The organism is Klebsiella sp. LY (assembly GCF_004010915.1).
GTDB lineage: Bacteria > Pseudomonadota > Gammaproteobacteria > Enterobacterales > Enterobacteriaceae > Klebsiella > Klebsiella quasipneumoniae.
In genome coordinates this window covers 924,019-938,349 of the sequence record NZ_CP022444.1, presented here as the reverse complement: position 1 = coordinate 938,349, position 14,331 = coordinate 924,019, and the positions used below count along the sequence as shown (strand labels likewise).

Below are 14,331 nucleotides of genomic sequence, written 5' to 3'. Positions count from 1 at the left end.
CCTTATCTAGACGTCCCTGATCCGCCACAGGCAGGCCTGCGTGGCGATCCCCATGACCAGCGCAATCCAGAACACCGCATGATAGCTCCAGATCTCTGCCACCACGCCCGCCAGTGAGCCGGCGATGATCCAACCGACGCGGGTGGTATTGGTGTAGAGGGTGGTGGCAGCGCCTGCCTGCCCGGGCATCAAATCCTGGAAATAAAGCATGCCAATCCCGGCGAGGATCCCAATATAGATGGCGTTCAGCACCTGCATCGCCAGCAGCAGCCCCGGCGTATGCACCGTCAGCATGCCCACATAAAACAGCACCCCAGCCACCGCGGAGAGGCGCATCAGAAAGCGTTTACCGAAGCGCCGGGCATAGTAACCGGCAATCAGCATGGTGGGGATTTCCAGCCCGGCGGCGGTTCCCATCATCAGGCCGGCCAGCTTCTCCGGCAGATGCAGCTCGTTAATGATAAACAGCGGCATATTAATGATGTACAGGCTGTTCGTGCCCCACATCAGCGTGCAGATGCTGAACAGCAACAGCGCATCGCGGCGGTGCTTGCGCGGGGCCTCCAGCCGGCCGGTCGCCACCGCCTTCGCTTTGCGCATGCTGGGCAAGAACAGCCAGACCATAATCCCGCAGACGATAAACGCCGCCGCGGCGCTGAGGTACATCGCGGTAAAGCCAAACCCCATGGCCAGCGCATAGGCCAGCGGGGGACCAATCACCCATGCCAGGGAAACCTGGGCGCGCAAAATGGAGCTGAACATTACCGCTTCGCGGCCGGTTTTGTCGGCATGCTCGCGCGCGAGGGCGAACATCTGTGGGTTGGCGGTCGAACCAAAGCTGCTGAGGAAGACGCCGACGAACAGCAAAATGAAGTAGTTCCGGTTCCAGGCAAACAGCACGCAGGCCAGCACTCCCAGCAGGCAGCAGACGACAATCAGCTGCTTGCGGTCGCCCTGACGGTCAGAACGTCCGGCGAGGAACTGACTGACCAGAATGCCTATGACGGCGCTGCCGGTAAAAAAGAAACCCACCATCGCCGGGCGGACGTGTACTTCATTGGTCAGAAACAGGCTCAGGGTCGGCGTCTGCAACGCCCCGGCAATGCCCGTCAGAAAGGCGACGATCAGGAAGGCGGAAGAGGTGACATCGAATCCGCGTCGGGGAAGGGCGGCGCTTCGGTTTTCCATGTGTTTGGTTTTCTGTAGTTTCAGGAGACGGCGCGGAGTTTACGCCTGCTGGCTGAAAATAAACAGTAGTATGGCACGAATAATTAAAAAGGCGTTTCAAAATACAAGGTTCAGCAAAAAGCTGACGCTTACCCCAGCCAGGCGCCAGGGCTTCAGCAAAAGTGTGCAGTACCTCTAAGTTCTGCAATCAAGTCGCTGACGTACCTTGCGCATTGAGCAAGAAAGGTACAAAATTCTTGAAACGTTTCAGCGTCATTCGACATATCGTTCACCGTCAGATGGCGCCTTTTTTCTCAAGTTAGCTGAAACGATTCAATTCAGCAGGAGAGGAGAACCATGTTCCAGTTATCTGTGCAGGATATTCATCCCGGCCAGCAGGCCGGTAATAAAGAAGAGGCCATCCGGCAGGTCGCCGCCGCGCTGGTCAGCGCCGGCAACGTGGCCGATGGCTACGTGAACGGCATGCTGGCACGCGAGCAGCAGACCTCGACCTTCCTCGGCAACGGGATCGCGATCCCGCACGGCACGACGGATACGCGTGATCAGGTGCTGAAGACCGGCGTTCAGGTGTTTCAGTTCCCGCAGGGCGTCACCTGGGGCGAAGGGCAGACCGCCTATGTGGCGATCGGGATTGCCGCCAGCTCAGATGAACACCTCGGCCTGCTGCGTCAGCTGACCCACGTGTTGAGCGATGACGCCGTCGCCGCCCAGCTGCAGTCCGCCACCACCGCGGAAGAGCTGCGTGCGCTGCTGATGGGAGAGAAACAGAGCGAAGCGCTGAAGCTGGACAACGAGACCCTCAGTCTCGACGTCGCGGCCAGCGATCTGCTGACCCTGCAGGCGCTGAACGCCGCGCGTCTGAAAGAAGCAGGCGCGGTGGATTCCGCCTTCGTTAGCCACGTCATTAACGATACGCCGCTGAACCTCGGTCAGGGCATCTGGCTGAACGACAGCGCTGAAGGCAATCTGCGCAGCGCCGTGGCGGTCAGCCGCGCCGCCACCGCCTTCACCCGCGACGATCAGCCGGTTTCCCTGCTGGTCACGGTGGCGATGACCGACGAGCAGCCAACCGCGGTGCTGAACCGCCTGAGCAAGCTGCTGCTGGACAAGAAAGCTGACCATCTGCTGAAAGCCGACGCCGCCACCGTGCTGGCGCTGCTGACCAGCGACGACGCGATTGCCGAAGATGTGCTGAGCGCCGAATTCGTGGTGCGCAATGAGCATGGCCTGCATGCCCGTCCGGGCACCATGCTGGTCAACACTATTAAACAATTTTCCAGCGACGTCACCGTCACTAACCTCGACGGTTCCGGCAAGCCGGCCAACGGTCGTAGCCTGATGAAGGTCGTGGCGCTGGGTGTGAAAAAAGGTCACCGTCTGCGCTTTACCGCGCAGGGTGAAGATGCGCAACAAGCGCTGGATGCGATTGGCGAAGCGATCGCCGCAGGCCTTGGGGAGGGCGCATAAATGAGCAGACGTGTAGCAACAATTACTTTAAACCCGGCGTACGATCTGGTGGGCTTCACCCCGGAGATCGAGCGCGGTGAAGTGAACCTGGTGCGTACCACCGGCCTGCACGCCGCCGGGAAAGGCATCAACGTGGCGAAAGTGCTGAAAGATCTTGGCATTGACGTCACCGTCGGCGGCTTCCTGGGGAAAGACAACCAGGATGGCTTTCAGCAGCTGTTCAGCGAGCTGGGGATCGCCAACCGTTTCCAGGTGGTGCAGGGCCGGACCCGCATCAACGTTAAGCTGACGGAAAAAGATGGCGAAGTGACCGATTTCAACTTCTCCGGCTTCGAAGTGACCCCGGGCGACTGGGAACGCTTCGTCAACGACTCCCTGAGCTGGCTCGGGCAGTTCGATATGGTCTGCGTCAGCGGCAGTCTGCCGTCCGGCGTCAGCCCGGAGGCCTTTACCGACTGGATGACCCGTTTGCGCAGCCAGTGCCCGTGCATCATTTTCGACAGCAGCCGCGAAGCGCTGGTTGCCGGACTGAAAGCGGCGCCGTGGCTGGTGAAACCGAACCGTCGTGAGCTGGAAATCTGGGCTGGCCGTAAGCTGCCGGAGATGAAAGACGTTATCGACGCCGCCCATGCGCTGCGCGAGCAGGGGATCGCTCACGTAGTGATTTCCCTGGGCGAAGAGGGCGCGCTGTGGGTGAACGCCTCCGGCGAGTGGATTGCCAAGCCGCCTTCAGTCGAAGTGGTCAGCACCGTTGGCGCCGGCGATTCGATGGTCGGCGGCCTGATTTACGGCCTGCTGATGCGTGAATCCAGCGAACATACCCTGCGCCTGGCGACCGCTGTCGCTGCCCTGGCCGTCAGCCAGAGCAATGTAGGGATCACCGACCGTACCCAGTTGGCCGCGATGATGGCGCGCGTCGACTTACAACCCTTTAATTGACAGCAGGAGAGGCATAATGAAAACGCTGCTGATTATTGATGCCGGACTCGGACAGGCGCGCGCCTATATGGCGAAAACCCTGCTGGGCGCCGCCGCGCCAAAAGCGCACCTTGAACTGATTGATAACCCCAACGACGCCGAACTGGTGATTGTTCTCGGGTCGGCGCTGCCCACTGACAGCGCGCTGAACGGCAAACAGGTTTTCCTCGGCGATATTAATCGCGCCGTGGCGCACCCGGAGCTGTTCCTGAGCGAAGCCAAGGGCCATGCGACGCCGTACGCGGCGCCTGCCGCCGCGGCAGTCCCGGCGGCCACCAGCGGACCGAAACGTATTGTCGCGGTCACCGCCTGTCCGACCGGCGTTGCCCATACCTTTATGGCCGCTGAAGCCATTGAAACCGAAGCGAAAAAACGCGGATGGTGGGTGAAAGTGGAAACTCGCGGCTCCGTCGGCGCGGGCAATGCTATCACCCCGGAAGAGGTGGCCGAGGCGGATCTAGTGATCGTCGCCGCTGATATCGAAGTCGACCTGGCGAAATTCGCCGGCAAGCCGATGTATCGCACTACCACCGGTCTGGCGCTGAAGAAAACCGCCCAGGAGCTGGACAAAGCGGTGGTGGAAGCCAAACCGTACCAGCCTTCCGGGAAACCTCAGGCTGCTGGCGAAGGTAAAAAAGAGTCGGCGGGCGCCTACCGCCACCTGCTGACTGGCGTCTCCTACATGCTGCCGATGGTGGTGGCGGGCGGCCTGTGTATCGCGCTCTCCTTTGCTTTCGGGATCAAAGCGTTTGAAGTAAAAGACACCCTGGCGGCGGCGCTGATGCAAATCGGCGGCGGCTCGGCCTTCGCGCTGATGGTGCCGGTGCTGGCGGGCTTTATCGCCTTCTCTATTGCCGACCGTCCGGGTCTGACCCCGGGTCTTATCGGCGGTATGCTGGCGGTCAGCGGCGGCTCCGGCTTTATCGGCGGGATCATCGCCGGTTTCCTTGCCGGTTACGTGGCGAAAGCCATCAGCACTAAGCTGAAACTGCCGCAGAGTATGGAAGCGCTGAAGCCAATCCTGATCATTCCGCTGGTTTCCAGCCTGATCGTGGGCCTGGCGATGATCTACCTGATCGGTAAACCGGTCGCCGGTATCCTCGCCTGGCTGACCCACTGGCTGCAAACCATGGGCACCGCCAACGCGGTTCTGCTGGGCGCGATCCTCGGCGCGATGATGTGTACCGACATGGGCGGCCCGGTGAACAAAGCGGCCTATGCCTTCGGCGTTGGCCTGCTGAGTACCCAGACATACGCGCCGATGGCGGCGATCATGGCGGCCGGTATGGTGCCTCCGCTGGCGATGGGTGTCGCGACGCTGGTTGCCCGCAATAAGTTCGACAAAGGGCAGCGGGAAGGGGGCAAAGCCGCGCTGGTTCTTGGCCTGTGCTTTATCTCTGAAGGGGCGATTCCTTTTGCCGCCCGTGACCCGATGCGCGTGCTGCCTTGCTGTATCGTCGGCGGCGCGGTAACCGGCGCTATCTCGATGGCAATTGGCGCAAAACTGATGGCGCCGCACGGCGGGCTGTTTGTTCTGCTGATCCCGGGGGCGATTACGCCAGTGCTGGGCTACCTGCTGGCGATTGTCGCCGGGACGCTGGTGGCGGGCCTCTCCTACGCGGTGCTGAAACGCCCGGAAGCGCAGGTAGCGGAAGTCGAAAAAGCGGCATAATCTCTCCGCAATAAAAAAGGGCCGATTGTTCGGCCCTTTTTTATGTCTCTGTTTACGCCACTTCGGCGATCTGCTGCGCCCGCAGCCAGGCTATCTCTTCCGCCCAGATATCCGGGTTGATGGTTTCCAGAATCAGCGGAATGCCGTCGAAGCGGCTGTCCTGCATGATCCAGCTGAAGCAGTCGTGGCCGATGTTGCCTTCCCCCAGACTATGGTGACGGTCAACCCGGCTGCCAAAGGCGCTCTTGGCATCGTTGAGGTGCATGCCGCGCAGATACTGAAAGCCGACGATACGGTCGAAGTCGGCAAAGGTCTTCTCGCAGGCTTCGGCGCTCCGCAGGTCGTAGCCGGCGGCGAAGGCGTGGCAGGTATCGATGCAGACGCCGACGCGGGTTTTATCTTCCACGCCATCGATGATGGCCGCGAGATGCTCGAACTTAAAGCCGAGGTTGCTGCCCTGGCCGGCGGTGTTTTCGATCACGGCGGTGACGCCTTCGGTCTTGGCCAGCGCGATATTGATCGATTCGGCGATGCGCGCCAGGCACTCCTCCTCCGGGATCTGCTGCAGATGGCTGCCGGGGTGGAAGTTGAGCAGCGTCAGCCCCAGCTGCTGGCAGCGGGTCATCTCATCGATGAAGGCATCACGGGATTTTTCCAGCGCTTCTTCCACCGGATGGCCGAGGTTAATCAGGTAGCTGTCGTGCGGCAGGATCTGCCCGGGGCCAAAGTGATACTTTTCACAGGCGGCTTTGAATTCGGCGATGGTCTCGTCGCTGAGCGGCGCGGCGCGCCACTGGCGCTGGTTTTTGGTGAAGAGGGCGAAGGCGGTTGCTTCGATTTCGGCGGCGCGAATGGCGGCATTGGCCAGTCCACCTGAGGCGCTCACGTGCGCTCCTACGTATTTCATAAAAAAACTCCAGTTAAAGCCGCTGGGGGGTGGGTAATGATAGCGGCTTAACTGGAGAAAGATGTAGTGCTTTATGCCATCAGGCTGTGGATCGCGACGTTAATGGCCCCGCCGCCAACAATCAACCAGACGAACAGCATCAGCGCCATCAGCAGCGGTTTCGCCCCGGCTTTTTTCAGCGCGCTGACGTGAGTGGTCACCCCAAGAGCGGCCATGGCCATCGCCAGCAGGACGGTATCCAGCGTCACCAGCATATCCACTACCGCTTTCGGCAGCAGATGGAAGGAGTTAAACACTGCCACCAGGATGAACATAATGGCAAACCACGGAATGGTGATTTTGCTTTTCTCGCCGTTACCCGCCGGGGTCAGCTGTTTAACACGCGCCGCCAGGAACAGCAGGAACGGGGCCAGCATCATCACGCGCAGCATTTTAGCGATAACCGCGGCATTCTCCGCATCCGGGCTGACCGCATGGCCGGCGGCGACGACCTGCGCCACTTCATGCATGGTGGAACCCATATAGATGCCGTAGGTCTCCGGGGTAAACCAGTGCGCCAGCAGCGGGTACATCGCCGGGTAGAGGAAGATGGCGATGGTACCAAAGATCACCACCGTGGCGACGGCGACGGTCACTTTACTGGCTTCGGCTTTGACCACCGGCTCGCTGGCGAGCACAGCCGCCGCGCCGCAGATGCTGCTGCCGGCGCCGATCAGCCAGCTGGTGTGCTTATCGAGCCCAAACACTTTCTGGCCCAGGAAGCAGGCGATGAAAAAGGTGCTGGAGAGCGTCAGAACGTCAATCAAAATACCGCTCACGCCGACGTCGGCAATCTGGGCGAACGTCAGGCGGAAGCCGTAGAGGATGATCCCCAGGCGCAGCAAATGCTGTTTGGCGAAGATCACCCCGCCGTCGCAGGGTTGCCAGATTTTCGGATAGACCGTATTACCGACGACCATCCCGAACAGGATAGCGAGAGTCAGGGCGCTGAAGCCCGCCCCGGCGATGGCCGGAAAGCTACCGGCCCACAGGGCGGCGCCGGTCAGGGCGGCGGTCAGCGCCAGGCCTGGGACAAAATGCCACAGGGAACGATGTTTGGTGGGTAAAGTGAGTGCTGTCATAACCTTCTCCTTTGTCTGCCTAAAGGTTACGCCGCGCGGGATTAAATATAAAATTGATTATATGTTTATAATCAATCGTAATAAGTGGTTAATGACCGCTTCGCCGGTGACAATGGGGCAGGGGAGTGAGGCGCGGAGGCGAGCTGTTCTTGTCAGCAAGACGATGATTTTGTGACGTAAGGGGATTTTCCTTCCATCAGCCGCCTCGATTTGTGTCACCATAGTAAGAAAGGTTATTCAGACTGGATTACTCAACGGGTGGGTTATGCATATTACGCTGCGGCAGCTGGAAGTGTTCGCCGAAGTCCACAAGAGTGGGTCGACCACTCAGGCGTCACAGATGCTGGCGCTTTCGCAATCTGCGGTCAGCGCCGCGCTGACCGATCTGGAAGGGCAGCTCGGCGTACAGCTGTTCGACCGCGTCGGCAAGCGGCTGGTGGTCAATGAGCATGGACGGCTGCTCTATCCGCGCGCCCTGGCGCTGCTGGAGCGGGCCCTGGAGATCGAGCAGCTGTTTCGCGGCGACAACGGGGCGATTCGGGTCTACGCCAGCAGCACCATCGGCAACTATATTATGCCGGAGATCATTGCCCGCTATCGCCATGACTTCCCGGATCTGCCGGTTGAGCTGAGCGTGGGCAACAGCCTGGACGTGATCAACGCCGTTGCCGACCTGCGGGTGGATTTCGGTCTGATCGAGGGGCCGTGTCATGCCGCCGATATTATTGCCGAGCCGTGGCTGGAAGATGAGCTGGTGGTGTTTGCCGCGCCTGACTCGCCGCTGCTGGCGGGGGAGGTGACCCTGCAGCAACTGGCCGAGGCGCCGTGGATCCTGCGCGAGCATGGATCCGGCACCCGGGAGATTGTCGATTACGTTCTGCTGTCGCATCTGCCGGCGTTTCATCTGGGGATGGAGCTCGGCAACTCGGAGGCGATCAAACACGCGGTACGCCATGGGCTGGGGATCAGCTGCTTATCGCGGCGGGTGATTGCCGAACAGCTGGCCTCCGGCACGCTGGCGGAGCTGAAAGTGCCGCTGCCCCGGCTGACGCGCACGCTGTGGCGGATCCACCACCGGCAGAAGCATATTTCCAAAGCATTACAACGTTTTCTGCAGTATTGCCAGGTGTAGCGATCCGGCTTTATCGCCTGATAATGGTGGGGGGAATTTGCTGGCAATTCCGCAGGTTAGTGCTTTACTAATAATTTGCGGTCGATCATGAAGCTCTCTTATAACTTTGCATTTGTACCGGATGGAACCCCGATCGTCTGCTACAATCGCGCCTCATTTTTTGGATGGATAGCATTATCACATGGTTTCGGAAACTAAAACCACAGAAGCGCCCACGCTACGTCGTGAACTGAAGGCGCGCCACTTGACCATGATCGCCATCGGCGGTTCCATCGGTACGGGTCTTTTTGTTGCCTCTGGCGCAACGATTTCGCAAGCAGGTCCCGGCGGGGCGCTGCTGTCTTATATTCTGATCGGTCTGATGGTCTATTTCCTGATGACCAGCCTGGGCGAACTGGCGGCGTTTATGCCGGTGTCCGGTTCCTTCGCCACCTACGGGCAGAATTATGTTGAAGAGGGCTTTGGCTTCGCGCTGGGCTGGAACTACTGGTACAACTGGGCGGTAACGATCGCCGTTGATCTGGTGGCCTCGCAGCTGGTGATGAGCTACTGGTTCCCTGACACCCCGGGCTGGATTTGGAGCGCCTTGTTCCTCGGCATTATGTTCCTGCTGAACTGGATCTCGGTGCGCGGCTTTGGCGAGGCGGAATACTGGTTCTCGCTGATCAAAGTGGCCACCGTCATTATCTTTATCATCGTCGGCGTGATGATGATTGTCGGCATCTTCAAAGGGGCGCAGCCTGCCGGCTGGAGCAACTGGGGGATCGCGGATGCGCCGTTTGCCGGCGGCTTCTCGGCGATGATCGGCGTGGCGATGATTGTCGGCTTCTCCTTCCAGGGCACCGAGCTTATCGGTATTGCCGCCGGTGAGTCTGAGAACCCGGAGAAGAACATTCCGCGCGCGGTGCGCCAGGTCTTCTGGCGTATCCTGCTGTTTTACGTCTTCGCGATCCTGATTATCAGCCTGATCATTCCATATACCGATCCGAGCCTGCTGCGCAACGACGTTAAAGATATCTCCGTCAGCCCGTTCACGCTGGTCTTCCAGCACGCCGGTCTGCTGTCGGCGGCGGCGATCATGAACGCCGTTATCCTGACGGCCGTTCTGTCGGCGGGTAACTCGGGGATGTACGCCTCTACGCGTATGCTGTATACCCTGGCCTGCGACGGCAAAGCGCCGCGCATCTTCTCGAAGCTGTCGCGTGGCGGCGTGCCGCGCAACGCCCTATACGCGACCACCGTTATCGCGGCGCTGTGCTTCCTGACTTCGATGTTCGGTAACCAGACGGTGTACCTGTGGCTGCTGAACACCTCCGGGATGACGGGCTTTATCGCCTGGCTGGGGATTGCCATCAGCCACTACCGTTTCCGTCGCGGCTACGTCCTGCAGGGTAACGATCTCAATAACCTGCCGTATCGTTCCGGGTTCTTCCCGCTGGGGCCGATCTTCGCCTTCGTGCTGTGCCTCATCATCACCCTGGGACAGAACTATGAAGCGTTCCTCAAGGACACCATTGACTGGGGCGGTGTGGCGGCGACCTACATCGGTATTCCGCTGTTCCTCGTCATCTGGTTTGGCTACAAACTGGCGAAAGGCACCCGCTTCGTTCGTTACAGCGATATGACCTTCCCGGACCGCTTTAAGCGTTAATCCCGGCGGTGATACAGCATAAGCCCTCTGATACAGAGGGCTTTTTTTATGTCCGCGCAGTTACAGCCTGACACAATTCTTCATAATTATATTGATAATAGAAATCATTATCTTTATCATTTCCGACCATTACGGATGAAGCCACTCCCCCGTCTCTGCCATGTGTACAGACTGACATCGGGCGACCAGCCACATCGACAAGAAAACAGCGAGTCTATCGCCGACAGAGCGGCAGGCCGCCAGCGCGTGTGAGCAGCACCTTTTTTGTTTGTTTGGTTGTACACCTCATGGAGATTTGGAATGTTCAGGTTAAACCCTTTTATCCGGGCGGGATTGTCTGCGTCCGTCGTATCGTTGGCGTTTCCGGCCCTGGCCGACGTGAATGAAGAAACGCTGGTGGTGACCGCCTCGGCGACTGAACAGAGCGTCAAAGACGCGCCGGCGAGCATCAGCGTCATCACTCAGCAGGATTTGCAGCGCAAGCCGGTCCAGAACCTGAAAGACGTACTGCGCGATGTGCCCGGGGTCCAGCTCACCAACGAAGGGGATAACCGCAAAGGCGTCAGCATCCGCGGTCTGAGCAGCAGCTATACCCTGATCCTGGTTGACGGCAAGCGCGTCAACTCGCGGAACGCCGTCTTCCGCCACAACGACTTCGACCTTAACTGGATCCCGGTGGATGCCATCGAACGTATCGAAGTGGTGCGCGGCCCGATGTCTTCCCTGTACGGCTCCGATGCGCTCGGCGGCGTGGTCAACATTATTACCAAAAAAATCGGCCAGAAATGGACCGGGACGCTGAGTGCTGATACCACCATCCAGGAGCACCGCGACCGCGGGGATACCTGGAACGGCCAGTTCTTCACCAGCGGCCCGCTGATCGACGGCGTGCTCGGGATGAAGGCCTACGGCAGCCTGGCGAAACGCGCCAAGGACGATCCGCAGTCCTCCAGCAATGCCACCGGCGAAACGCCGCGCATCGAGGGCTTCACCAGCCGCGATGGTAATGTTGAATTCGCCTGGACGCCGAACGACAGCCACGATTTCACCGCGGGCTATGGCTTTGACCGCCAGGATCGCGACTCCGATTCCCTTGACCGCAACCGCCTTGAGCGTGAGAACTACTCCCTGAGCCATAACGGCCGCTGGGATATGGGCAACAGCGAGCTCAAGTTCTACGGCGAAAAGGTGGATAACAAAAATCCGGGGCAGAATGGGACCATCACTTCGGAAAGCAATGCCATCGACGGCAAGTACGTTCTGCCGCTGGACATGATTAACCAGCTGGTGACCTTCGGCGGCGAATGGCGCCACGAAAAGCTGAAAGATCCGGTCAACCTGAGCAGCGGCGGTCAGTCAACGTCGGCCAGCCAGTACGCCCTGTTTATTGAAGACGAATGGCGCATCATCGAGTCGCTGGCGCTGACCACCGGCATTCGTATGGACGACCATCAGACCTATGGCGATCACTGGAGCCCGCGCGCCTATCTGGTGTATAACGCCACCGATACCGTCACCGTCAAAGGCGGCTGGGCGACGGCGTTTAAAGCCCCGTCCCTGCTGCAGCTTAATCCCGACTGGACCACCAACTCCTGCCGCGGCTCGTGCAGCATCGTTGGTAACCCGGATCTAAAACCGGAAACCAGCGAAAGCTTCGAGCTCGGTCTCTACTACCGCGGGGAAGAGGGCTGGCTTGAAAATGTCGAAGGCAGCATCACCACCTTCCAGAATAATGTCGACGACATGATCGATGTTCTGCGCACCTCCAGCGCCAGCGAAGCGCCGGGCTACCCGAACTTTGTCGGCTGGAAAACCGTCAACGGCAAGCGCGTGCCGATCTTCCGCTATTTCAACGTCAACAAAGCGCGCATCAAAGGGGTGGAGACCGAGGTGAAGATCCCGTTTGGCGATGAGTGGAAGCTGACGGTGAACTACACCTACAACGATGGTCGCGATCTGAGCAACGGCGGCGACAAACCGCTGCAGACGCTGCCGTTCCATACCGCCAACGGCACGCTCGACTGGAAACCGCTGGATGACTGGTCCTTCTACGTGACGGCCAACTATACTGGCCAGCAGCGCGCGGTGAGCGCCACCGGCAAAACGCCGGGCGGCTATACCCTGTTTGACGTCGGCGCGGCGTGGCAGGTCACCAAGAATGTGAAACTGCGCTCCGGTGTGCAGAACGTGGGCGATAAAGATCTTAGCCGGGACGACTACAGCTATACCGAAGAGGGCCGTCGCTACTTTATGGCGGTGGATTATCGCTTCTGATTGCCGGCGCTAAAACGCGTCCTGTAGGCCTGAACATGCGCCGCGAAGCAGCTTCGCGGCGCATTTGCGTTTAGCCAAAGAGATGCTGCGCATGGAAGCGCAGATGGTCTTCAATAAACGAGGCAATGAAGTAGTAGCTGTGGTCGTAACCGGGCTGGATGCGCAGCGTTAACGGCCAGGCCTTCTGCCGCGCGACCTCCGCCAGTACCGCCGGCTGCAACTGTCCGGCAAGGAATGGATCGCTGTCGCCCTGATCGATAAGCGTCGGCACAGCGTCCGCCGGCTGGCTGGCCTGCATCAGGGCGCAGCTGTCCCAGGCGTGCCATGTCGATTCATCGGCGCCGAGATAGGCGGTAAACGCTTTCTTACCCCACGGCACCTGGGAGGGATTGACGATCGGCGCGAAGGCGGAGACGCTGACGTAGCGGCCGGGATTGTTGAGCGCCATGATAAGCGCGCCGTGACCGCCCATCGAGTGGCCGCTGATGGCGCAGCGGTCGCCGATGCTAAACTCGCTGCGGATAATCGCGGGCAGTTCGTCGCGCAGGTAATCGTACATTCGATAGTGCGCCGCCCAGGGCGCCTGGGTGGCGTTCAGGTAGAAGCCGGCGCCTTGCCCCAGATCGTAACTGTCGTCGTTGGCCACCTCATCACCGCGCGGGCTGGTATCCGGCATCACCAGCGCGATGCCCAGCTCGGCGGCAATGCGCTGCGCGCCCGCCTTGGTGGTAAAGTTTTCATCGTTACAGGTCAGCCCGGACAGCAAGTACAGCACCGGCGGCGGCGTTTCGCGCTCAGGCGGTAAAAAAATGCTGAACGTCATGGCGCAGTTCAGGACAGGGGAGTGATGACGCCAGCGTTGTTGCCGGCCGTCAAAACAGCGATGCTCTTCAAGCAGTTCCATGCAAGGCTCCTCGGAAGGGGTGTGCGCGTAAACGTTCATAATACAGATATTTCATTAGCCGGTGAGCAACTTTCACTTTCTCCTTTTGAGAACTTACTGCATCATTAATGCAACTTATAGCCAACATGCCGGTGTAGCGATGGCGCTTATGGATGCGTACAGCGGTTGGATCATTCCGGATTCGGCGGTAGGGATTTGGCGCCGCGCTTGAGGCGAGACTTCGCGCCTTAATAAAAGGCAGCGCCAATTTCAATAATTATCGTTACGGCTACTGGATTCTGTGCGCCGCCTCACGCACAATGAATACAAACTTTGCCCCCAGAAAAAGCAAAGAGCGCCACACCTGCAGGAGAAACCCAAATGTCATCACTGAGTAAAGAAGCCGTCCTCGTTCATGAAGCGCTGGTCGCTCGTGGGCTGGAGACGCCGATGCGTGCGCCAGTACAAGAAATTGATAACGAAACACGCAAGCGTTTGATTACCGGTCATATGACCGAGATTATGCAACTGCTGAATCTGGATCTGAGTGATGACAGTCTGATGGAGACCCCGCATCGCATCGCCAAAATGTATGTCGATGAGATCTTCTCCGGACTGGATTATTCTCGCTTCCCGAAAATCACCGTCATTGAAAACAAAATGAAGGTCGATGAAATGGTCACTGTACGCGATATCACCCTGACCAGCACCTGTGAACACCATTTCGTCACCATCGATGGTAAAGCGACGGTAGCCTATATCCCGAAAGATTCGGTGATCGGCCTGTCGAAAATCAACCGTATCGTGCAGTTTTTCGCCCAGCGTCCGCAGGTCCAGGAGCGTCTGACGCAGCAGATCCTGATTGCGCTGCAGACGCTGCTCGGCACCAGCAACGTGGCGGTATCCATTGACGCGGTGCATTACTGCGTGAAAGCGCGCGGCATCCGCGACGCGACCAGCGCCACTACCACCACCTCCCTCGGTGGCCTGTTCAAATCCAGCCAGAATACCCGCCAGGAATTCCTGCGCGCAGTACGTCACCACAGCTAAAACGGAGC

At 59.3% G+C, this 14,331-nt stretch carries 11 protein-coding genes; 7 read left to right on the top strand and 4 right to left on the bottom strand.

All coding sequences use genetic code 11. The annotated features are described in order from the left end of the window. Positions 1-6: 6 nt before the first annotated feature. Positions 7-1,188 (bottom strand): sugar efflux transporter SetB, encoded by a 1,182-nt coding sequence (setB, locus tag CE636_RS07335; RefSeq protein ID WP_017899322.1) that lies wholly within the window; start codon positions 1,186-1,188, stop codon positions 7-9. A 336-nt stretch (positions 1,189-1,524) separates the two neighbouring features. On the opposite strand from setB, the gene fruB reads away from it, so the two are divergent. The 3 genes from fruB to fruA are packed head-to-tail and all read left to right on the top strand — an operon-like array spanning position 1,525 to position 5,305. Further along, positions 1,525-2,655, top strand: coding sequence for a fused PTS fructose transporter subunit IIA/HPr protein (fruB, locus tag CE636_RS07325; protein WP_004201642.1), 1,131 nt, complete (start codon positions 1,525-1,527; stop codon positions 2,653-2,655). Further along, positions 2,656-3,594: a 1-phosphofructokinase gene (gene fruK / locus CE636_RS07320; protein WP_002912941.1), complete on the top strand. Its 939-nt coding sequence runs from the start codon at positions 2,656-2,658 to the stop codon at positions 3,592-3,594. A gap of 16 nt (positions 3,595-3,610) precedes the next feature. Then, the gene (fruA, locus tag CE636_RS07315) at positions 3,611-5,305 is read left to right on the top strand and encodes a PTS fructose transporter subunit IIBC (RefSeq protein ID WP_004201641.1); all 1,695 of its coding nucleotides are present in this window, start codon (positions 3,611-3,613) and stop codon (positions 5,303-5,305) included. Between the two features lie 52 nt (positions 5,306-5,357). Here the strand turns inward: fruA and nfo are convergent, their stop codons facing one another. Continuing rightward, a complete protein-coding gene (nfo, locus tag CE636_RS07310) occupies positions 5,358-6,212 on the bottom strand; it encodes a deoxyribonuclease IV (protein WP_017899323.1) in 855 nt (284 codons plus the stop codon). A gap of 71 nt (positions 6,213-6,283) precedes the next feature. Further along, positions 6,284-7,333: a YeiH family protein gene (locus CE636_RS07305; RefSeq protein ID WP_004201639.1), complete on the bottom strand. Its 1,050-nt coding sequence runs from the start codon at positions 7,331-7,333 to the stop codon at positions 6,284-6,286. Between the two features lie 265 nt (positions 7,334-7,598). Between CE636_RS07305 and yieE the strand changes: the two genes are divergently transcribed. The 3 genes from yieE to cirA all read left to right on the top strand — a co-directional run bounded on the left by yieE (position 7,599) and on the right by cirA (position 12,390). Next, positions 7,599-8,465 carry a DNA-binding transcriptional regulator YeiE gene (gene yieE / locus CE636_RS07295; RefSeq protein WP_004201638.1) on the top strand — a complete coding sequence of 289 codons (867 nt, stop codon included), beginning with the start codon at positions 7,599-7,601 and terminating at the stop codon, positions 8,463-8,465. 181 nt (positions 8,466-8,646) lie between these two features. Then, a complete protein-coding gene (locus CE636_RS07290) occupies positions 8,647-10,116 on the top strand; it encodes an amino acid permease (protein WP_004201637.1) in 1,470 nt (489 codons plus the stop codon). 300 nt (positions 10,117-10,416) lie between these two features. Then, a complete protein-coding gene (gene cirA / locus CE636_RS07285; RefSeq protein ID WP_017899324.1) occupies positions 10,417-12,390 on the top strand; it encodes a catecholate siderophore receptor CirA in 1,974 nt (657 codons plus the stop codon). A 70-nt stretch (positions 12,391-12,460) separates the two neighbouring features. Here the strand turns inward: cirA and fghA are convergent, their stop codons facing one another. Next, positions 12,461-13,294, bottom strand: coding sequence for an S-formylglutathione hydrolase (gene fghA / locus CE636_RS07280; RefSeq protein ID WP_017899325.1), 834 nt, complete (start codon positions 13,292-13,294; stop codon positions 12,461-12,463). Positions 13,295-13,654: 360 nt separating this feature from the next. Between fghA and folE the strand changes: the two genes are divergently transcribed. After that, complete coding sequence (folE, locus tag CE636_RS07275) at positions 13,655-14,323, top strand: GTP cyclohydrolase I FolE (protein WP_004201633.1); 669 nt, start codon at positions 13,655-13,657, stop codon at positions 14,321-14,323. Positions 14,324-14,331 lie beyond the last annotated feature (8 nt).